The sequence below is a fragment of the Streptomyces sp. NPDC006602 genome, from assembly GCF_042870385.1.
Lineage (GTDB): Bacteria > Actinomycetota > Actinomycetes > Streptomycetales > Streptomycetaceae > Streptomyces.
On the sequence record NZ_JBIAHG010000015.1, the window covers coordinates 149,113 to 167,699 of the forward strand.

The 18,587-nt window shown below is 70.2% G+C and carries 22 protein-coding genes and 1 pseudogene; 14 read left to right on the forward strand and 9 right to left on the reverse strand.

Features of this window, described 5'->3' with window-relative positions; all coding sequences use genetic code 11:
• Position 1: 1 nt before the first annotated feature.
• The 3 genes from ACFYO2_RS31225 to ACFYO2_RS31235 all read right to left on the reverse strand — a co-directional run bounded on the left by ACFYO2_RS31225 (position 2) and on the right by ACFYO2_RS31235 (position 2,547).
• Positions 2–715, reverse strand: a complete 714-nt coding sequence (locus ACFYO2_RS31225; protein ID WP_388355761.1) for a response regulator transcription factor — start codon at positions 713–715, stop codon at positions 2–4.
• 129 nt (positions 716–844) lie between these two features.
• The gene (locus ACFYO2_RS31230) at positions 845–1,459 is read right to left on the reverse strand and encodes an FMN reductase (RefSeq protein WP_388355673.1); all 615 of its coding nucleotides are present in this window, start codon (positions 1,457–1,459) and stop codon (positions 845–847) included.
• Positions 1,456–2,547 (reverse strand): LLM class flavin-dependent oxidoreductase, encoded by a 1,092-nt coding sequence (locus ACFYO2_RS31235; RefSeq protein WP_388355675.1) that lies wholly within the window; start codon positions 2,545–2,547, stop codon positions 1,456–1,458. The genes ACFYO2_RS31230 and ACFYO2_RS31235 overlap by 4 nt, the downstream gene beginning before the upstream one ends.
• A gap of 136 nt (positions 2,548–2,683) precedes the next feature.
• Here ACFYO2_RS31235 and ACFYO2_RS31240 point away from each other — a divergent pair, with 136 nt between their 5' ends.
• Positions 2,684–3,505 (forward strand): DUF6597 domain-containing transcriptional factor, encoded by an 822-nt coding sequence (locus tag ACFYO2_RS31240; protein WP_388355677.1) that lies wholly within the window; start codon positions 2,684–2,686, stop codon positions 3,503–3,505.
• Between the two features lie 159 nt (positions 3,506–3,664).
• Positions 3,665–4,012 carry a DoxX family protein gene (locus tag ACFYO2_RS31245; RefSeq protein WP_388355679.1) on the forward strand — a complete coding sequence of 116 codons (348 nt, stop codon included), beginning with the start codon at positions 3,665–3,667 and terminating at the stop codon, positions 4,010–4,012.
• Between the two features lie 16 nt (positions 4,013–4,028).
• On the opposite strand, the gene ACFYO2_RS31250 is transcribed toward ACFYO2_RS31245, so the two are convergent.
• Complete coding sequence (locus tag ACFYO2_RS31250) at positions 4,029–4,919, reverse strand: NADP-dependent oxidoreductase (RefSeq protein ID WP_388355681.1); 891 nt, start codon at positions 4,917–4,919, stop codon at positions 4,029–4,031.
• Between the two features lie 126 nt (positions 4,920–5,045).
• On the opposite strand from ACFYO2_RS31250, the gene ACFYO2_RS31255 reads away from it, so the two are divergent.
• Positions 5,046–5,456: a winged helix-turn-helix transcriptional regulator gene (locus tag ACFYO2_RS31255; protein WP_388355683.1), complete on the forward strand. Its 411-nt coding sequence runs from the start codon at positions 5,046–5,048 to the stop codon at positions 5,454–5,456.
• Here the strand turns inward: ACFYO2_RS31255 and ACFYO2_RS31260 are convergent.
• Complete coding sequence (locus ACFYO2_RS31260; protein WP_388355763.1) at positions 5,453–5,746, reverse strand: AfsA-related hotdog domain-containing protein; 294 nt, start codon at positions 5,744–5,746, stop codon at positions 5,453–5,455. The two genes, ACFYO2_RS31255 and ACFYO2_RS31260, sit on opposite strands and share 4 nt — an antisense overlap.
• 429 nt (positions 5,747–6,175) lie before the next feature.
• On the opposite strand from ACFYO2_RS31260, the gene ACFYO2_RS31265 reads away from it, so the two are divergent.
• Positions 6,176–6,769 carry an acyltransferase family protein gene (locus ACFYO2_RS31265; RefSeq protein WP_388355685.1) on the forward strand — a complete coding sequence of 198 codons (594 nt, stop codon included), beginning with the start codon at positions 6,176–6,178 and terminating at the stop codon, positions 6,767–6,769.
• Here ACFYO2_RS31265 and ACFYO2_RS31270 read toward each other — a convergent pair.
• Positions 6,736–7,209: a MarR family winged helix-turn-helix transcriptional regulator gene (locus ACFYO2_RS31270; protein ID WP_388355765.1), complete on the reverse strand. Its 474-nt coding sequence runs from the start codon at positions 7,207–7,209 to the stop codon at positions 6,736–6,738. The genes ACFYO2_RS31265 and ACFYO2_RS31270 overlap by 34 nt on opposite strands.
• 121 nt (positions 7,210–7,330) lie before the next feature.
• Positions 7,331–7,810, reverse strand: coding sequence for a hypothetical protein (locus tag ACFYO2_RS31275; RefSeq protein ID WP_388355687.1), 480 nt, complete (start codon positions 7,808–7,810; stop codon positions 7,331–7,333).
• A gap of 124 nt (positions 7,811–7,934) precedes the next feature.
• Between ACFYO2_RS31275 and ACFYO2_RS31280 the strand changes: the two genes are divergently transcribed.
• Positions 7,935–8,270 carry a YnfA family protein gene (locus ACFYO2_RS31280; protein WP_388355767.1) on the forward strand — a complete coding sequence of 112 codons (336 nt, stop codon included), beginning with the start codon at positions 7,935–7,937 and terminating at the stop codon, positions 8,268–8,270.
• Positions 8,271–8,291: 21 nt separating this feature from the next.
• Here ACFYO2_RS31280 and ACFYO2_RS31285 read toward each other — a convergent pair whose 3' ends face one another.
• A complete protein-coding gene (locus ACFYO2_RS31285) occupies positions 8,292–8,726 on the reverse strand; it encodes an ester cyclase (RefSeq protein ID WP_388355689.1) in 435 nt (144 codons plus the stop codon).
• Between the two features lie 152 nt (positions 8,727–8,878).
• Here ACFYO2_RS31285 and ACFYO2_RS31290 point away from each other — a divergent pair, with 152 nt between their 5' ends.
• The 6 genes and pseudogenes from ACFYO2_RS31290 to ACFYO2_RS31315 all read left to right on the forward strand — a co-directional run bounded on the left by ACFYO2_RS31290 (position 8,879) and on the right by ACFYO2_RS31315 (position 13,676).
• On the forward strand, positions 8,879–9,655 hold the full coding sequence (locus ACFYO2_RS31290; protein ID WP_388355690.1) for an SDR family NAD(P)-dependent oxidoreductase: 777 nt from the start codon (positions 8,879–8,881) through the stop codon (positions 9,653–9,655).
• On the forward strand, positions 9,655–9,801 hold the full coding sequence (locus ACFYO2_RS31295; protein WP_388355692.1) for a hypothetical protein: 147 nt from the start codon (positions 9,655–9,657) through the stop codon (positions 9,799–9,801). The genes ACFYO2_RS31290 and ACFYO2_RS31295 overlap by 1 nt, the downstream gene beginning before the upstream one ends.
• 376 nt (positions 9,802–10,177) lie before the next feature.
• Positions 10,178–10,728, forward strand: a pseudogene (locus ACFYO2_RS31300) (hypothetical protein); the annotation flags it as partial.
• A gap of 102 nt (positions 10,729–10,830) precedes the next feature.
• A complete protein-coding gene (locus ACFYO2_RS31305; protein WP_388355694.1) occupies positions 10,831–11,373 on the forward strand; it encodes a hypothetical protein in 543 nt (180 codons plus the stop codon).
• A 75-nt stretch (positions 11,374–11,448) separates the two neighbouring features.
• The gene (locus tag ACFYO2_RS31310) at positions 11,449–12,705 is read left to right on the forward strand and encodes a GNAT family N-acetyltransferase (RefSeq protein WP_388355696.1); all 1,257 of its coding nucleotides are present in this window, start codon (positions 11,449–11,451) and stop codon (positions 12,703–12,705) included.
• 143 nt (positions 12,706–12,848) lie between these two features.
• Entirely contained in the window at positions 12,849–13,676 is an 828-nt protein-coding gene (locus ACFYO2_RS31315) for a hypothetical protein (protein ID WP_388355698.1), read from the forward strand.
• A gap of 48 nt (positions 13,677–13,724) precedes the next feature.
• On the opposite strand, the gene ACFYO2_RS31320 is transcribed toward ACFYO2_RS31315, so the two are convergent.
• Entirely contained in the window at positions 13,725–14,918 is a 1,194-nt protein-coding gene (locus ACFYO2_RS31320; protein WP_388355700.1) for an RtcB family protein, read from the reverse strand.
• Between the two features lie 204 nt (positions 14,919–15,122).
• Between ACFYO2_RS31320 and ACFYO2_RS31325 the strand changes: the two genes are divergently transcribed.
• From ACFYO2_RS31325 to ACFYO2_RS31335, 3 genes are all read left to right on the forward strand, one after another.
• Positions 15,123–15,974 carry a DUF3558 domain-containing protein gene (locus tag ACFYO2_RS31325; RefSeq protein ID WP_388355702.1) on the forward strand — a complete coding sequence of 284 codons (852 nt, stop codon included), beginning with the start codon at positions 15,123–15,125 and terminating at the stop codon, positions 15,972–15,974.
• Positions 15,975–16,107: 133 nt separating this feature from the next.
• The gene (locus ACFYO2_RS31330; RefSeq protein ID WP_388355704.1) at positions 16,108–16,998 is read left to right on the forward strand and encodes a DUF3558 domain-containing protein; all 891 of its coding nucleotides are present in this window, start codon (positions 16,108–16,110) and stop codon (positions 16,996–16,998) included.
• Between the two features lie 106 nt (positions 16,999–17,104).
• Positions 17,105–18,469: a DUF2637 domain-containing protein gene (locus ACFYO2_RS31335; RefSeq protein ID WP_388355705.1), complete on the forward strand. Its 1,365-nt coding sequence runs from the start codon at positions 17,105–17,107 to the stop codon at positions 18,467–18,469.
• Positions 18,470–18,587 lie beyond the last annotated feature (118 nt).

Sequence of the window (18,587 nt, forward strand, 5' to 3'; positions counted from 1 at the left end):
CTCAGTCCTCCCGCAGCACGTAACCCACACCGCGGACCGTGTGGATCAGCAGCGGCGCCCCCGGCTCGTCGAGCTTGCGGCGCAGGTAGCCGACGTACACGGCGAGGTTCTTCGAGCCCGGCCCGAAGTCGTAGCCCCAGATCCGGTCGTAGATTCTGGAGTGGTCAAGAACGATCCCCGCGTTGCGGACCAGCAGCTCCAGCAGCTCGAACTCGGTGCGGGTCAGCTCCAGCTCCCGCTCCCCGCGCCAGGCCCGCCGCGCCTGTACGTCCATCCGCAGCCCGGCCGCCTCGATCCGTCCCTCGGACACCGCGGGCACCTGCGGCTGCGGCTTCGGCACGCCGCTCAGCGCGCCGACCGGGCTGGTCCGGCGCAGCAGCGCCCGCAGCCGGGCGAAGACCTCCTCGACGTCGAAGGGCTTCACCACGTAGTCGTCGGCGCCCGCGTCCAGCCCGGCGATCCGGTCCTGGGGCTCCACGAGCGCCGTCAGCATCAGGATCGGCGTCCGGTCCCCCTCGGCACGCAGCACCCGGCAGACCTGCAGCCCGTCGATCCCGGGCATCATCACATCGAGCAGCAGCACATCCGGCGGGCTCTTGTGGGCCTGCGCCAACGCCTCGACGCCGTCGGCGACCGCGGTGACCCGGTACCCCTCCAGGGTCAGGGCGCGCTCCAGCGCATGACGGATGGCGCGGTCGTCTTCGGCGAGCAGCACAGTTCGGGGCACGCCCTCAGTGTGCCAAGGCCTCCGGCGGTTGGGCCGAGTGAGCGGTCGTACAGTCACCCTTCTTACTGGGATCTCACCGTCACACGGCCCCTGCCGGGGCCTGGTCGAACGGCTTCGTCACACGCCGGGCGGGCTGGAGATCGCGGCCAGCTGCTCGGCGAACGGCACGACCACGAAGTCGGCGGCCTTCTTCTCGGGCCGCCGCGCCGCCGACAGCCCCGTCATCAGGGCCACCAGCTCCCCCGCGGCCCGCTCGATCCGCCCGTCCAGCCCCGCGGCACCCCAGTCCTCCGAGGCGGCGTACACCCCGGTCGGGACGACGACGGCCCGCAGGTAGGCGAAGAGCGGGCGCAGCGCGTGCTCCAGGACGAGGGAGTGCCGGGCGGTGCCGCCGGTCGCGGCGATCAGCACCGGCTTCCTCGCCAGCGCGTCCTTGTCGCTCACGCTCAGCACGTCGAAGAACGACTTGAACAGCCCGCTGTACGAGGCGGAGAACACCGGAGTGACGACGATCAGCCCGTCCGCCCCCGTCACCGCGTCGATCGCGGCGGACAGCTCCTTCCCCGGGAAACCGTTGGTGAAGTTGTGCGCGATCTCCACGGCGAGGTCGCGCAGCTCGACGACCTGCACGTCGGCCGGGGTCTGCCGGCCGGCAGCGGCGGCCAGCCGGTCCCCCAGCAGCCGGGTGGAGGACGGGACGCTCAGCCCGGCCGAGACGACGACGAGCTTCATGCGACGTTCACTCCCTTCGATGCGGTCGCGAGCAGCGACTGGTGGGTGGGCGCCTCAGGCACCCCGGCCGGACGCCTCGCGGCGAACTCCTTGCGCAGCACCGGCACGACCTCCTCGCCGAGCAGGTCGAGCTGCTCGAGGACGGTCTTCAGCGGCAGCCCGGCGTGGTCGACCAGGAACAGCTGACGCTGGTAGTCGCCGGCGTACTCGCGGAAGCTCAGCGTCTTCTCGATGACCTGCTGCGGGGAGCCGACGGTCAGCGGGGTCTGGTCCGTGAAGTCCTCCAGCGACGGCCCGTGCCCGTAGACCGGGGCGACGTCGAAGTACGGCCGGAATTCCCGCACCGCGTCCTGGGAGTTGCGCCGCATGAAGACATGGCCGCCCAGGCCGACGATCGCCTGCTCGGGGGTGCCGTGGCCGTAGTGGGCGTACCGGCTGCGGTAGAGCTCGACCATCCGCTTGGTGTGGTCGGCCGGCCAGAAGATGTTGTTGTGGAAGAACCCGTCGCCGTAGTAGGCGGCCTGCTCGGCGATCTCGGGCGAGCGGATCGAGCCGTGCCAGACGAAGGGCGGTACGCCGTCCAGCGGCCGGGGCGTGGAGGTGAACCCCTGAAGAGGGGTACGGAACTTCCCCTCCCAGTTCACGACGTCCTCGCGCCACAGCCGGTGCAGGAGCGCGTAGTTCTCGATGGCGAGGTTGATGCCCTCGCGGATGTCCTGCCCGAACCAGGGATAGACGGGTCCGGTGTTCCCGCGCCCCATCATCAGGTCCACCCGGCCGTCCGCCAGGTGCTGGAGCATCGCGAAGTCCTCGGCGATCTTCACCGGGTCGTTGGTGGTGATGAGGGTGGTGGAGGTGGAGAGGATCAGCTTCTCCGTCTGCGCCGCGATGTGGCCGAGCATGGTCGTCGGGGACGACGGCACGAAGGGCGGGTTGTGGTGCTCGCCGGTCGCGAAGACGTCGAGGCCGACCTCTTCGGCCTTCAGCGCGATGGCGACCATGGCCTTGATGCGCTCGTGCTCGGTCGGCGTACGGCCCGTGGTCGGGTCCGGCGTGACGTCGCCGACGCTGAAGATCCCGAACTGCATGGTCGCTCAACCTCCATTGTTGTTGACCGTTCAACTATAGCCTTGAACGGTCGCCCCCGGTCCCGTATTCCGGGCAACCCGGTGCCGCGCTTCCGGGTACCCGGCGACTGTCAGTGCCCCGTCCTACGATCGGTTCATGGCCCCCGTACGCCGTGACACCCGAGGCATCGTGGACGCCGGCGAGCTCTTCACGCGCGTGGACTTCCGCCGCGTCGAGCCCGCCGAGCCGCTGCGCCGGTATGTCGAGCAGTACTGGCTGATCGACTGGCACCTCTCCGAGCCGTACGTCTCCCATGTGGTCCCGCATCCTGCGGTCCACATCGTCTTCCAGCGGTTCGAGGGCCAGGATCCCTTCGTCGAAGTGGCGGGCATCCAGCTCGGCCTCTTCGCGCAGAAGCTGGAGGGCCGGGGCCGGGTGTGCGGCGTCAAGTTCAGACCCGGCGGCTTCCGCCCCTTCGCACCGGACCGCCCGGTGACGGAGTGGACGGGCCACCGGATCCCCTTCCCCGAGGCCTTCCCGGGCACGGCCACGGGCACGGGCACGGAGCCGATGGCAGTCCTCTCCCCGGACGACGAGAAGGCCCGCATCGCCGCCCTCGACACCTTCCTCCTCGGCCTGGACCCCCGGCCCGACCCCCAGGCCGACCTCGCGACAACCCTGGTCGACCGCATCGGCGCCGACCGCACGATCCGTCGCGTCGCCGACTTCGCGCGCTCCGAGGGCATGTCCGTACGACTGCTGCAGCGCCTGTTCGCCGCGTACGTCGGCGTCGGCCCGAAGTGGGTCATCCTCCGCTACCGCATCCACGAGGCCCTGGAGCGGGCGGAGACGGAAGAGGCGGTTGACTGGGCAGCCCTGGCCGCCGACCTCGGGTACGCGGACCAGGCTCACCTGGTCCGGGACTTCACGGCGACGGTGGGAGTCCCCCCGACGGCGTACGCGCGGGGCGCGCACTGACCGGCCCCCCGTACCCCCACCTCCGAACCCCTCCAGCGCGCGGGCGAAGAAAACCCCGCCGTCCTGTCACACTCCCGCCCCGCTCCCCGTCATCCCGGTGAACGCGCCGAAGCGCAGCGCGAACCCACCGGGACGAAGCCCACCAACGAGGAGCACGCCATGTCCGTCGCCCACACCGTCGTCACCCTGCTGGCCGCCGCCATGGTGGCCTACTCCGGAGTCGTCGTGCTCACCCGCACCGAGTGGATCACCAAGGCCCTGACCGACTACCGGGTGCCGCAGGCCTGGTGGCCCTGGCTCGGGGCGGCGAAGGTCGCCGGGGCCGTCGGCCTGCTGGTCGGGCTGTTCGTGCCGGTCATCGGGATGGCGGCCGGGATCGGCCTGGTGCTGTACTTCACCGGGGCGATCGTCACCGTCGTACGGGCGCGGTGGTACTCGCACATCCCGTTCCCTCTGGTGTACGCCGCCCCGGTGGTCGCGGCCATGACGCTGGGCGCGCTGTCCTGACCCCGCCGCCCGGCGCTCAGGGAACGAGCACCAGACGCCCCCGCACCCCGCCCTCCGCGAGCCGGGCGTGCGCCTTCGGAGCCTCATCGAGGGAGTACGTCTCGGCCACCCGGAGGGTCAGCACCCCCTGGTCCACCAGTTCGGCCAGCTCAGCCAGCCGGGCCCCGTCGGGGCTCACCTGCACCTCGCCGACCCGCACCCCCCGCACGGGAGCCGGGGCCGTGTGCGGGATGAGGCCCACGAAGGCGCCCCCGTCCCGCACCCACTCCAGGGCCCGCTCCCCGAGCAGCGCCGCGTCCAGCACGGCGTCGACGCTGCCCGGCTCGACCGCACCGGTCGTGAAGGACGAGGCCCCCAGGGACCGTACGAGCTCCGCGTCCTCCTCGCGGGCCAGCGCGGTGACGGACACCCCGCGGTACGCGGCGAGTTGGACGGCGAACCCGCCGACCGCGCCCGCGGCCCCGGTCACCAGCAGCGACTGCCCCGGCGTCAACTCCAGTAGATCCAGGGCCTGTACCGCGGTCAGCGCGTTCAGCGGCAGGGTCGCCGCCGCCACCGCGTCGACCGACCTCGGCGCCCGCGCCACCGCGTCCGTGTCGACGACGACGTACTCGGCGTGCGTGCCCAACGGCTTGACCGGGCCGTAGTGGAGCGCGACCACCTCGTCGCCGACGCTCCACGAGGTGGCCGCGCCCGTCGCGTCCACCGTCCCGGCCACGTCCCAGCCGAGTCCGATCCGCTCACCCGCGCCGCCGAAGACCCCCGCCCGCACCCCGGCGTCCACCGGGTTCAGCGCGGCCCCCGCGACCTTGATCCTTACCTGCCTCGCCGCCGGCTCGGGCATCTCCGTCTGCACGACCCGCACGACCTCGGGCCCGCCGAACGTCGTCACCACCACTGCTCGCATGACCGTTGACTCCCCATAAATCACTGATTGCTTCGGTATCTCCTCAGCTGTCAGCAACCCTAGGAAGAGTTACTATCCATCGGGAAGTAGTTACCCAGAAGTGCGTACATACCCCGGAGGTGAGCCATGGCGACCACGACGGCGGCCCAGCGGCGCGAAGAGGCCCGCGCCGAGTACGACGCGTTCCTCAAGAGCTGCCCCACCAACCAGCTCCTGGACCGGCTCAGCGACAAGTGGGTCAGCCTCGTCGTCTCCGCCCTCGCAGCCGGCCCCCACCGCTACAGCGACCTCGCCCGCAAGCTCGCCGGCGTCAGCCCCAAGATGCTCACGCAGACCCTGCGTTCACTGGAACGCGACGGCATCCTCACCCGTACGGTCACCCCGTCCGTCCCGGTCCGCGTCGACTACGAACTCACCGAACTGGGCCGCAGCCTGAGCCTGCTGCTGCTGGCGGTGAAGGACTGGGCGGAGACGCACATCGAGGAGGTCTGGGAGGCACGGGAGCAGTACGACGCCGGGGACGCGGCGGCTTCCTAGGCCTGTCCGTCGCAGCGGGCCCGCGTCCGAACATCGGCCGTGAACCGGACCTCGTCGTCCTGGCGGGCTACTACTCGGACCGTGTCGGTGTCCGTGTCCCCGTCCGCGTTCAGGGGCCGGGCCTCTGTCCAGCACGGGGTGTCGAACTCGACGTAACGGCGGAAGGCCGTCTCCATGGTGACGGGCAGGACGGGCGCGGGATGCCGTACCGCCTGGGCGGCCTGGCGGGCGGCCTCGATGAGCAGCATGCCCGGGGACGTGGTCGACGGCGTGGTCGAAGCACTTGGGATGGCGGGTGTCGACCCGCAGCTGCCAGCGGTCCGCGCAGTCCGTCGGGGACAGGACGACGTCCTCGGTGCGGTCCCGTCCGACCGTCTTGGCCGGGGCGGGCGCCGGTGGCGGTACCGCCGCGGCCATCGCGCGGGCGGGGTCCATCCGCTCGCCGCGGAGCCGGTCGTACACGGCCGGCGCCTGGACGGTGAAGCGCGAGCGGGCCCGGGCGCGAACGGCGCCGTCGCGCACCAGGTCGACGTCCATGGTCATGGCGGCCACCCGGCTGCGCCTGCGCGCGATGTCGCTGCAGGTCACCCGCAGTTCGGGCAGCGCCGGCCCGGGGCGAAGGGCCTCGGGCGCGAGGTCGAACCCGTACTCCTCCCAGACCAGTCCGCCTCAAGTACTGGACAGCGGCCGTCGTCGCCGCCATCGCCGCCACGCCCTTCGTGACCACCGCCGTCATCCCCGCGGGCGACGTCCGCATGTCCAACGAGCCCTCCGTCTCCGGACTGCACCTCTGGTTCGCGTACGTCTTCCCGCCCGCCCGCCTGCTCGACTTCCTGCTCGGCATCCTCGTCGCCCGCGCGGTGCTGCTGGGCCGCTGGCGGGACATCGGCATGGTGTGGTCGGGCCTGCTCCTCGTGGCGAGCTACGCGGTCGCCGAACTCCCGGAGGTGCCCTACCTGTTGGCCCAGCGCGCGGTGTGCGTGGTGCCCTGCGTCCTGCTGATCGCGGCCGGCGCCGTCGCGGACGCCGAGGGCCGGTTCACCCTCTTCCGCAACCGCGCGATGACCTGGCTCGGCGAGGTCTCCTTCGCCTTCTACCTGCTGCTCTTCGTCGTACTGGCCGAGGGCCGCAAGCTACTCGGCCCTGACCTGGACTCCGTACCGGCCGCGATCGCCGTGCTCGCCGCCGAATGCGCGGTGGCGGTCCTGCTCGCCTGGGCCCTGTACGAGTGGGTGGAGAAGCCGATCGTCCGCCGCTGGTCCCGCCCCCGCGCAGGCGTTCACACCTCGCCCGCCCGCAGCCGCGCCACCTGAGCCGCGCTGAACTCCGTCGTACGCCGCATGTGGTCGACCACCAGCCCGAGTTGGGCGTCGTCGAGATCGTCGAAAAGGGCGTACCAGCCGCCCCCCAGCCGTTCCCACACCCGCCCGAACTCGGCGATCCGTTCCGGCACGGTCGCCACCAGCACCCGCCGCCGGTCGGCCGCGTCCCGCTCCCGTACGACGTACCCCGCCCGCTCCAGTCGGTCCACCAGCCGCGTCGCCGACCCGGTCGTCAGCCCGGTCAGATCGGCGACGCGGCCGGTCGTCACCGGCCCGCCCTCCAGCGTGAGCAGGTTCAGACACTGCAGGTCGGTGGCGTGCAGCCCGAGATGGTCGGCGACCGCGTGATTGAACAGGGCGTACGACGCCAGGTACCGGCGGGAGACGGTGGACAGCTCCGCCAACAACCGCTCACGCGCCTCACCGGCCATCGCCTCGCCGTCCCTCGACCTACCAGCCATCGCCTCGCCGGCCACCCGGTCCGCCTCTCCTCCGCGCCGCGCAGAGATCGAACGACGCAGCCGCCGGAGCGAGTGCGGCGCCGTCGCCCGCTCAGAAGTAGTACTCGTCCCCGGTGTCCAGGACCAGCACCCGCTGCCGGTCGTTGGCCCGGTTCAGGTCCACCACCCCGCCGTTCCACACCGTGTCGATCTCCAGCAGCACCTCCGACGGCGCCCCCCGCAGCCGTACCCTCAGCTCCACCCGCTCCCCCAGCCCGTCCGCGGCCAGCGCCCCCACCCGGCACAGCACCACCCGCAGCCCGGACCGCGCACAGCCGCCCGGCAGCACCTGCCGCAACGCCAACGGCTCCGACCAGCGCAGCCGCACCGTCGCGTCCGACACGGCGGACGGCCCGTGATTGCGCGGCGTGAACCTCACATCGACGACCCCCGAGGCCATGGCCGCCGACCCGTGAAAGGCCAGGTCGGCCTCAGGACCATCGCCGGCCGAGGCAGCCGGAGCCACCCCACCCACCGCCACCGCAGCCGCAGCCCCGCACACCGCAAGACACCGCAGAACCCGCTCCCGCATACCACCACTCCTCAGTCAGCAGTCAGCCGTGGTCATACGGGATGTATCCCACGCGGGGCGCCCCGCAGGTGCGGCCCATCAGGTGACACATGACGCCCCGCGCACGCATGGCAAGCTGGCGCGCATGCTCGTCCTGCGCTCCGCCGCCCTCTTCGTCGTCGCCGCGCTCTTCGAGATCGGCGGCGCCTGGCTGGTCTGGCAGGGCGTGCGCGAGCACCGCGGCCTGCTGTGGATCGGCGCGGGCGTCCTGGCCCTCGGCGCGTACGGCTTCGTCGCCACCCTCCAGCCCGACGCGAACTTCGGCCGCATCCTCGCCGCCTACGGCGGTGTCTTCGTCGCCGGCTCCCTGGCCTGGGGGATGGCCGCGGACGGGTACCGCCCGGACCGCTGGGACGTCACGGGCGCCCTGATCTGCCTCGCGGGCATGGCGGTGATCATGTACGTGCCGCGGGGCGACTGAGCGGACGCGGGTGGGGTCGGCTCAGGACGGCTCCTCGGGCAGCAGCCCCAGCTGCCCCAGGAAGTCCATCTCGTCGAAGTAGAGCCGGTAGTCGACGATCCGTCCGTCCGCCACGGTGGCGATGTCCACGCCGCGGATCCTGATCTGCTTCTGGGTCGGCGGGAGCGTCTCCCCGTTGGGCAGCTGCAGCGGCCCGGTGTTGCGCCCGCTGAAGAACCCCTCGTCGATGGCCGTGTCACCGACCTCGTACGCGTGCAGCGTCTCGAACGTGGCCTCGGGGACCGCCTCCGTCATCTGCCGCCAGTACTCGACGATGTTGTCGCGCCCGCGGATCTCCCCCTCGTCGGGGGTGAAGGCGACCGCGTCGTCGGCGTACAGCTCGCCGATGACCTTCAGATCCGGGTGCGCGGTGAGCGCGTCCGTGAGCCGGTCCATGACCTCACGTGCCTGTCCCATCGATCCACCTCCTGAACCGCGGATCACCCACCTCATTGTCCCACCGGGGCCGCGCACGGGCAGACCGGAGAACGAGACGCCGAACCACCCGGTTGCCCCACACACCTAAGCTGGCCGGAAAGGTCCGTCCCGCACCGTCCGAGGAGCAGCCCATGGCCACCGCAGCCCCGTCCGCCGCGTCCCGCATCGCCGTCGTCACCGGTGCGAGCAGCGGAATCGGCGCCGCCACGGCACGCCGGCTCGCCGAGGCCGGCTACCGCGTCGTCCTGACCGCCCGCCGCAAGGACCGCATCGAGGCGCTGGCCCAGGAGCTCAACGCGGCCGGCCACCAGGCGACGGCGTACGCCCTCGACGTCACCGACCGCCCCGCCGTGGACGAGTTCGCGACGGCCTTCGCGTCGATCGGCGTGCTGGTCAACAACGCCGGCGGTGCCCTCGGCGCCGACCCGGTCGCCACCGGCGACCCGGCCGACTGGCGCACGATGTACGAGACGAACGTCATCGGCACCCTCAACCTGACCCAGGCCCTGCTCCCCAAGCTGGACGCGAGCGGCGACGGCACGATCGTCGTCGTCTCCTCGACCGCCGGCCACGGCACGTACGAGGGCGGTGCGGGCTATGTCGCCGCCAAGCACGGCGCCCACGTCCTCGCCGAGACGCTCCGCCTGGAGATCGTCGGCCGCCCGATCCGCGTCATCGAGATCGCCCCCGGCATGGTCAGGACGGACGAGTTCGCCCTCACCCGCTTCGCCGGCGACAAGGAGAAGGCCGAGAAGGTCTACGAGGGCGTCGCGGAACCCCTGACGGCCGACGACGTGGCCGACACCATCGCCTGGACGGTCACCCGCCCCAGCCACGTCAACATCGACCTCCTGATCGTCCGCCCCCGCGCCCAGGCGTCGAACACGAAGGTCCACAGGGACCTCTGATGCCCCCCACCGACGACGAACGTCGGCGCCTGGACGAGGAGAAGAAGAACGAACGCAAGATGTGGTGGTGGCTCGCCTACTTCCTCTTCGGCATCCACATCGTCGCCTTCGTCATGATCTACGCGGTGACGCACGCGCCGAAATGAGAAGGGTGCGGCTCTTCTGCAGTGAGCTGGTGATGCCGTGCGCCGTTGCCGTTCGTGGCCGGACGGCGGATCCTCGTGTCCAGGGACGTGGTCTTGGAGGCGGCGATGGTGTCGTGGTTGGAGGAGCCTGATCGGCGGGAGGCTGCCGCGCGGGAGGAGATCGCCGAACTGCGGGACCGCATCGAGGAGTTGACCAAGCGTCTTGCTGAGCGGGAGGAGGTGCTGTCCCGGCTGGAGGTCACACGGGAGACGATGACCGAGGTCCTGTCCGGTGACGGGACGGTCACGGTTGCCGGGGCGGATGCGGATGCCGGCGGGGCGGGGGGTGAGGAGTACCGGTCCCCGGAGGGATCGCCGGTCGGAGTGCGGCTGGTGCCGCAGTGGAATGGCCACGCTGGCCGTCGTCCACGACGCGGATCCGGCTCCGCGGCGGCCGCACGACATCATCGCCCCGCACCAAGGCCGCACCACCCGCCGCACGCCACGCAAAGGGCCCAAGGCCCGCGCGCAATGGCTCACCGTTTCGGTTCAACACGACGCCGACCACGTCATTGCCGCCGCGTTCGACCAGGCAGAAGCCCGTGATCCGCAGCACCGCCGGTGCTGGGTGGTACTGGGTGAATCAGCTCGAGCTGGTGGGCGGCGCCGTCGACCAGTACCACCCAGCACCGGCGGTACGACAAGGCCCTCGATGCCGGATGGCCGATCGCCAGCGGCATCGTCGAAGGAGCAGCACGTCATCTGGTGGCCGACCGTCTTGATATCACCGGCAGTCGGTGGAGCGTCCCCGGAGCCGAAGCCGTTCTGACCCTCCGGGCCCTCATCAGCAACGGCGACTTCCCGCAGTACTGGACCTTCCACACCCGCAGAGAACGCGAACGCCTCTACCCCCGACCCGGCCAGCACGACTACGAACTCCTGGCCTGACCGGCGCGCTCACTTCAAAAGCGCCGCACCCAATGTGCCGACCCGTGGCTGCGCCTGAAGCCGTCCAGTGGTTGGGGCCCGGCGACGGCATCCGCGACAGCGATGCTCGGGGTGTTCTTCGGCGCGATGCAGGTGTCCGTCGCCGCGTATGCCGTCGGACGCGGCACGCCGGACGCGGCAGCTCTGCTCTATTTCGTCTCCAACTGCACCAATCTGGTGGGAGGTTGGGCCTACGGAGCATGGCGCCACGGTGGCTCACCCCGGCGCCGCCAGGCCGCAGCCGCCGCCTGCCTCACCCTCGCGAGCCTCCCGCTGACCTTCCTCGACGCGCCCCTCGCGGTCGGCGCCACCCTCGCCCTGACCGGACTCGCCGTGCCGGTCCTCCTGATCCTCGCCTCCGTCCTCACCGAGTCGTCGGTCCCGCGCGCCGTCCTCACCCAGGCGTTCACCTGGGGCAACTCCGCAAGCGCGGCAGGAATAGCAGGCGCCGCGGCGGTCGCGGGGCGGGTGGTGGACACGGGCGGTGCGCACGCCGGTTTCGGCGTGGCGGCGGGGGCTGCGGTGGTGATGACGGTCCTGGCGCTCAGCGGTCTGCGGGACTCATCACCGGACGTGCCGAAGTCGTCCGCGCCCCTCCTGGGCTGACCAGCGATCTCACTCAGGAAGAGCTACACCCAAATGAGAAGTACCCGGCGCGACCGAGACATAGAGTCCCAGTGCGTGAACAGACACATACCGTTCTCCCGGCTGCACAACTTCCGTGATCTGGGCGGCTACCGGATCCCGCACGGACTCCGCATCCGCCCCGGCCGTCTCTACCGCGCCGACTCCCTCGGCAAGCTGAGCCCCGGCACACCGGACTGGGACCGCTTCCTGTCCCTGGGCATCCGCACGGTCATCGACCTCCGCCACCCCTGGGAGATCGAGGCCCAAGGCCGTATCCCGTCGCACCCCTCCTTCACGTACCACAACCTCAGCATCGAGCACCGCTCCTACAACCAGGCGGTGCAGACCCCCGACGTGGACCCCGGCCCCTACCTGGTGGAGCGCTACATGGAGGTCGCGGAGGACGGCACGAAGGAGATCCGCAGGGCGCTGGAACTGATAGCGGAAGCGGACGCCCCCTTGGTCTTCCACTGCGCCTCGGGCAAAGACCGCACGGGCCAGCTGGCGGCCCTGGTCCTGGCTCTCCTGGGCGTCCCGGAGACAGTGATCACGGAGGACTTCAGCCTCACGGAACTGGCGACACCGGCTCTGCTGGCCGACTGGAAGGCACGCAACGACGGCCGAAGCCCGGCCTGGCCGGGCTTCGGCCGGGCCCCTGCGTCGGTGATGCGCCTGTTCCTCGCCTCGATGAAGTCCCGCCACGGCTCGTTCGAGGCGTACGTCACCCAGGCCCTGGGCATGGACGCGCAGGCCCTCTCGGACACCCTCCGCAAGACCCTCCTCGAACCGCCCCCCACCACCCACCCGACCTTGACCTATCGCAAGGCCACCCCGGCCGACGCGAAGCTCCTGGTCCGCCTCCGCGACACGGCGGCCCTGTGGCAACTGGCCCGCGGCATCCGCCAATGGCAGCCCGGCGAAAAGGACGAGACCCACTTCCGCACCCGCATGGAAGAGGGCGAGGTCTGGCTCGCGTACGCGGACCAGAGCCCGGCCGGCGCCTGGGAACTCTGGTGGACCGACCCGGCGGCCTGGGGCCCCGGCCCACCCGACGCGGGCTACATCCACCGCCTGATGGCCACCCCGCACACGGCTCCGCCGGGAACGGGCCGCCGCATGCTGGCAGAGGCGGAATCCCGCATCACAGCAACAGGCCGCCCGTACGCCCGCCTCGACTGCCTCGCCTCCAACCCCCGCCTGCGCGCGTACTACGAGTCGGCGGGCTACACGGTCGTAGGCGAACAGCGGGCAAAGGAGGGCGGGTTGGGCAGCCCGTACGCGGTCGTATTGCTGGAGAAACGGCTGCGGTAACTCACAGGAGTGAACCAAGTCGATCACCCGCACGTCGCTCGAACTCCGCACCTAGGCTCGCGCCACCACGTCAACACGACGGCCCTCGACCGGGATACCGCCCGGTCGAGGGCCTGACCAGCAAGGAAGGAATGCGCTTCCTCATGGCTGAATGCGAGCCTATCGCCCACCAGTTCATGGACCTCACGGTCCCGGAGTACGCGTACATGTTCGGCTTCTTGCAGGCGGATGGGCACCTACAGCGAGGCGTAGGGCAGAAGGGCAAGTTGTCCGTGGAGATCAACGCGCGAGACATCGGTCTTCTCTACAAGTTCCAGAAACTGACGCCGTACTACGGCAGCATCACCGAGCGCACCCGGTCCACGAACTTCGCCGAGACCCATCGATCAGCGGTCTGGAGCCTGTGCTCGCTCGAAGCAAGGACCAAACTCAACGAAGTCGGTCTGCCGTACGGCCGCAAGTCGAAGACGATCACTCCACCACGCGTCGAGTTCTCCCGCCGCGACTATCTCCGAGGCGTCATCGACGCCGACGGCTCGGTGGGACACACAAGTCAGGGCTTCCCCTTCATCTCCCTGACCACGGCCAGCACGGCCATCGGCGCCTACCTGTGCTTCTACGCAAGGGAGATCACAGGAGCCGAACGCACCCTCAAGCGCAACAGCCGAGACGGCATCCACAACATCCTCTACACGAAGGAAGCAGCGCAGGCACTCGGCGCCCGCCTGTACTACCCCGGTTGCCTGTCACTTGACCGGAAACTGAACGCCGCGGAATCACTCGTGACATGGGTCCGGCCAGCGGAGCTGAAAGTAAAGCCTCCGCGCATTCAATGGACGCCAGAGCAGGACAGAATCCTGCTCGCAGCACCGAAGCTCTCGCACGCCGCCGCCGAGCTGGGCTACTCCCAGAGCGCTTGCCAAGTCCGCCGTTGGAAACTGCAGCACGGCGTAGTACCGCTGCCCGACTGACCGGTTCGCGTGGGGCACGGCGGACATTCGCCGCGCCCCACGCCGTATCTAGCCCTTCACGCAGATGAACTGCTTCAGCTTCGCCACGACCTCGACCAGGTCCCGCTGCTGCTCCATCACCTGGTCGATGTTCTTGTAAGCGCCCGGAATTTCATCGAGCACGCCAGAGTCCTTACGGCACTCCACTCCACGTGTCTGCTCCTCCAGGTCCCGCACCGTGAAGTGACGCTTCGCCGCATTCCGGCTCATGCGCCGACCCGCCCCATGTGAGGCCGAGTTGAAGGCCTTCTCGTTGCCGAGCCCTTTCACGATGTACGAGCTGGTGCCCATCGAGCCCGGGATGATCCCGTACTCGCCGGAACCCGCCCGGATCGCTCCCTTGCGGGTGACCAGCAGGTCCACACCCTCGTACCGTTCCTCGGCCACGTAGTTGTGGTGACAGCTGACCTCCGTCTCGAAGGTCGGCTTCGCCTTCTTGAACTCCCTCTGGATCACATCCTTCAGGAGCCCCATCATGATCGCGCGGTTGTACTTGGCGTACTCCTGCGCCCAGTACAGGTCGTGCCTGTACGCCGCCATCTGCGGGGTGTCAGCGACGAAGACGGCGAGGTCTCGGTCGACTAGGCCCTGATTGTGCGGGAGCTTCTGAGCGACGCCGATGTGGTACTCGGCCAGCTCCTTGCCGATGTTCCGGGACCCGGAGTGCAGCATGAGCCAGACCGAATTTGACTGATCAAGACAAAGTTCGATCATGTGGTTGCCGCTTCCAAGTGAACCCATCTGCTTTTCCGCCCGCTCGTGACGGAACTTGACCGCTTCGGCCACCCCGTCGAACCGACCCCAGAAGTCGTCCCACCCACCGGTCGCGAAGCCGTGCAGCCGCCCCGGATCGACGGGGCTGTCATGCATCCCCCGCCCCACCGGAATGGCCTGCTCGATCTTCGACCGGAGCCGCGACAGATCCCCGGGAAGGTCATTGGCGGTCAGCGAGGTCTTCACGGCAGACATCCCGCACCCGATGTCCACCCCCACCGCCGCAGGACACACCGCCCCCCGCATCGCGATGACCGACCCGACCGTCGCACCCTTCCCGTAGTGCACGTCGGGCATCACGGCCAGCCCCTTGATCCACGGCAGGGTCGCCACGTTCCGCAGCTGCTGGAGCGCGCCCTCGTCGACCGTCGCCGGGTCGGTCCACATGCGGATCGGAACCTTCGCGCCCGGCATTTCCACGTACGACATATCGTCCTCATTCCCCCGGAACCACAACAGAAGTCTTGAATCGCAAAACCGGCGCCAAGGTCTACGTAAGGGACAACGGACCGGCGTCCACGGCCATGCGTGCGATACACATTGTCTCCAGGGCAGGCCCCCGTGCGGCAAGCGATTAACCAGCGGGGACACTGAAGAACCCGGCACCGAGCCACCGTTGAGAGGAGCCTGACCGTGCAGCGGAAGGCGTACGTATCCGGCGTCGCCGCACTCCTCGCGGCCCTGCTGGCCGGCTGCACCGGCAGCTCGGGAGACGGCGGTACGACGGACGACGCGAACCCGGGCGACGCCGGCACGGCATCCGCCGCGGCCCAGCCCGGCAAGTACCGCGTCCTCCCGGAACCCTGCGGCGCGGTCAGCCAGGGCACCCTCGACTCGCTCCTGCCCGGCATCAAGCAGCTCACGGACGAGGAGCAGCGGCAGAGCGCGTACGCGGGCGAGGCCACGCTCACCTTCGACACGGACCGCAAGGTCGGCTGCCGTTGGAAGGTCGAGTCCACGGACGCCACCGACCACCTGCTCGTCGACTTCGAGCGGGTCGTCTCGTACGACACCTCCGTCAGCGACGACACCCAGGCGCAGCAGCTGTTCGCGACGAAGGAGGAGGAGGCCGACCTCCCCGCGGCGAGCTCCAGCGCCGCGTCCGACGTCGAAACCGGCGCCACCGGCGGCACGAGCACCGGGAGCCCCGCCGCCACCCCCACCGACGCCGCCTCCGCGTCCGCCGTCCCCTCCCCCTCGGGCTCCTCCTCCCCCACCTCCACGATCTCCGTCGCCCCGACTGACCTCCAGCCCCGTCTCCTCGACGATCTCGGCGACGAGGCGTTCCTGGACGACGTGTTGAGCAGTTCCGGTTCGACGGTCCAGCAGCGCACGGTGACTGTGGCGTTCCGCACGTCGAACGTGATCGTGACGATCGCGTACGAGGAGCAGCCGACGACGATCGGTGTGACCCCGGACAGCAAGGAAATGCAGGACAAGGCCCGGAAACTGGCCGCTCAGCTGGCGGAGACACTGGCCGGCTAGCGGCCCTTCACAGCCCTCTCACGCCCGCGCACAAAGCGACGGAAGCGAGGCCGCGCAACTCCCTCACCGCGTACCGTGGCCCCTCGGACCAGATCCGACGGCAGGAACCACAAGCGTCATGAGTGAAGGAACCATGCAGCGACCAGCACAGGTAGACCAGCGTGACGAGCGGGACCAGCGCGATGGGCGGGCCAAGCGCCTCGGCCGCGTCCTTGTCTGCGCGGCCGCCGTCCCCGTGATGCTGATCGCCGCCGGCTGCTCCTCGGACTCCGGCTCCGACGACACCGGCGGCAAGAGCGCGGACACCGCCGCGTCGGCCTCCGCGAGCCCCTCACCGACGGTGCAGGCGGCGGCGTACAAGTCGCTCCCGAAGCCGTGTGCGGTGTTCTCGAAGAAGACCTTGGGCGAACTGGTGCCGAAGGCGCCGAAGTCGGGCAAGGAGGTCACCTCGGACGATGCGTCCGCGCGTGCCAGTTGCTCGTGGAGCAGCCTCGACAACAACGGCGTGAAGGGCTCCCAGTTCCGCTGGCTGAGCGTGTCCCTGCTCCGTTTCGACTCGGACGCCTCGCTCGGTGCGGGGGACAAGCAGGCGCAGTCGTACTACGACAGTCAGGTCCAGGACGCCCAGGCGGTGGACGGCGCGAAGAACGCGAAGTCGCAGCCGGTGTCCGGGACGGGCGACGCGGCGACGACGGTGACGTACGACCTGAAGAAGAAGGAGGGCTCCTTCAAGCAGCAGACGGTCGTCACGCGCGTCGAGAACGTCGTCATCACAGTCGACTACAACGGCGCGGGCCTCGCCGGCGAGAAGACCCCGAGCGCGGCGACGCTGACGAAGCTCGCGCAGAAGGCGGCCAAGGAGGCGGTGGCGTCGGTGTCCTCGGCGAACGGCGAGGGATCCGGCACGGGGACGGATACGGGATCCGGTACGGATACGGGCGCGAGCCCCTCCCCGTCCAAGTCCGCGTCCAAGTCCGCGTCACCGTCGGCCTCTGCGTCCAAGTCGGCCGCGCAGAAGAGCTGACGAAGGTCACAACCAGGGCTGCCGAAACCTACCGGCCGCCCGTACGCCGCACACATGTGCCACTCTGTTGCGCGCAACAACACGCACGATGGGGAGGGGAGTACGGGTGGCCGCGCCCATTCAGCTCACACGGACGCACCGGATTCTCATCGGCGTGGTCGTCGCCGGTGCGGTGGTCATCGCGGGTATCGGCTTCGCCGGTTCGTACGCGGCGGTCCGTGAACTTGCCCTCAAGAAGGGCTTCGGGAACTTCAGTTACGTCTTCCCGATCGGCATCGACGCGGGCATCTGTGTCCTGCTCGCCCTGGACCTGCTCCTCACCTGGATCCGGATCCCGTTCCCCCTGCTCCGCCAGACGGCGTGGCTGCTGACGGCGGCGACGATCGCCTTCAACGGCGCGGCGGCCTGGCCGGACCCGCTGGGCGTGGGCATGCACGCGGTGATCCCGGTCCTGTTCGTCGTCTCGGTCGAGGCAGCCCGGCACGCGATCGGCCGCATGGCCGACATCACGGCCGACAAGCACATGGAGGGAGTCCGCCTCACTCGCTGGCTCCTCTCCCCCGGCCCCACGTTCCTCCTCTGGCGCCGCATGAAGCTGTGGGAGCTGCGCTCCTACGAGCAGGTCATCAAGCTGGAGCAGGAACGTCTCGTCTACCAGGCCCGCCTCCGCTCCCGCTTCGGCCGCGCATGGCGCCGCAAGGCCCCGGTGGAGTCCCTGATGCCGCTGCGCCTGGCCAAGTACGGCGTCCCCCTGGCCCGAACAGCCGCGGCGGGCCTGGCAGCGGCAGGCATAGAACCGGCCTTGCTACCCCCGGCCCCGCAGCAGGCGGCCTTGGACACGGCGTCGGCTGCCGAGGCGGCCCCACAATCCGCCGCAGCTGCGGGCAGTCGTGCCGCCGGGGCGGCACGGGTGGGCGCAGTGGCACCGCTCAGCGGGCAGCACCTCCAGCCCGGCAGCAACGCCCACCCCGAGCAACTGTCCCACGCACCAGCGCAGGACGCACCGACCCAGGACGCGCCCGCAGAGGACGAGAGCCCCTGGTTCAACGCCCCCCAACAGGTCGACTACCAGGGCGGCTACAACCCCGCGTACAACCCCCAAGAGCAGTACGACCAGTGGTACGCCGAGCAGCAGCAGGCCGAGCAGTACGAGGAGCAGTACCTCCAGGAACCCCCCTCGGCCGAGCCCTCGCCGGAGGAGACCGGCAGCTTCCCCATCCCGGTGAGCCCCGGCCGCACCCGCGACCTGGGCGTGGGCGGCGGCACCCCGGCCACGGAGCCGGACGAGGAGTCGTACTACCAGGTCTTCAAGCAGTCGATAAACGGCAGCGGTTACCCGACGCCGAGCCAGTTCAGCTACGACGTGGAAGCGACCTACGGCTCCCCCATCCCGGACTCCGAGGCCAAGCGCATGGTCATGCGCTTCCAGAACCGTCACGCGGCGGAGCTGGAGGAGGACCACATCGCCTGACCCACCCGTGTACGACGGAGGGGGGGGGGGGGGGGGGGGGGGGGGGGGGGCCGGCGGCGCGCGCCGGCCCCCCCCCCCCCCCGCCCCCCCCCCCCCCCCCCCCCCCCCCCGCCCCCCG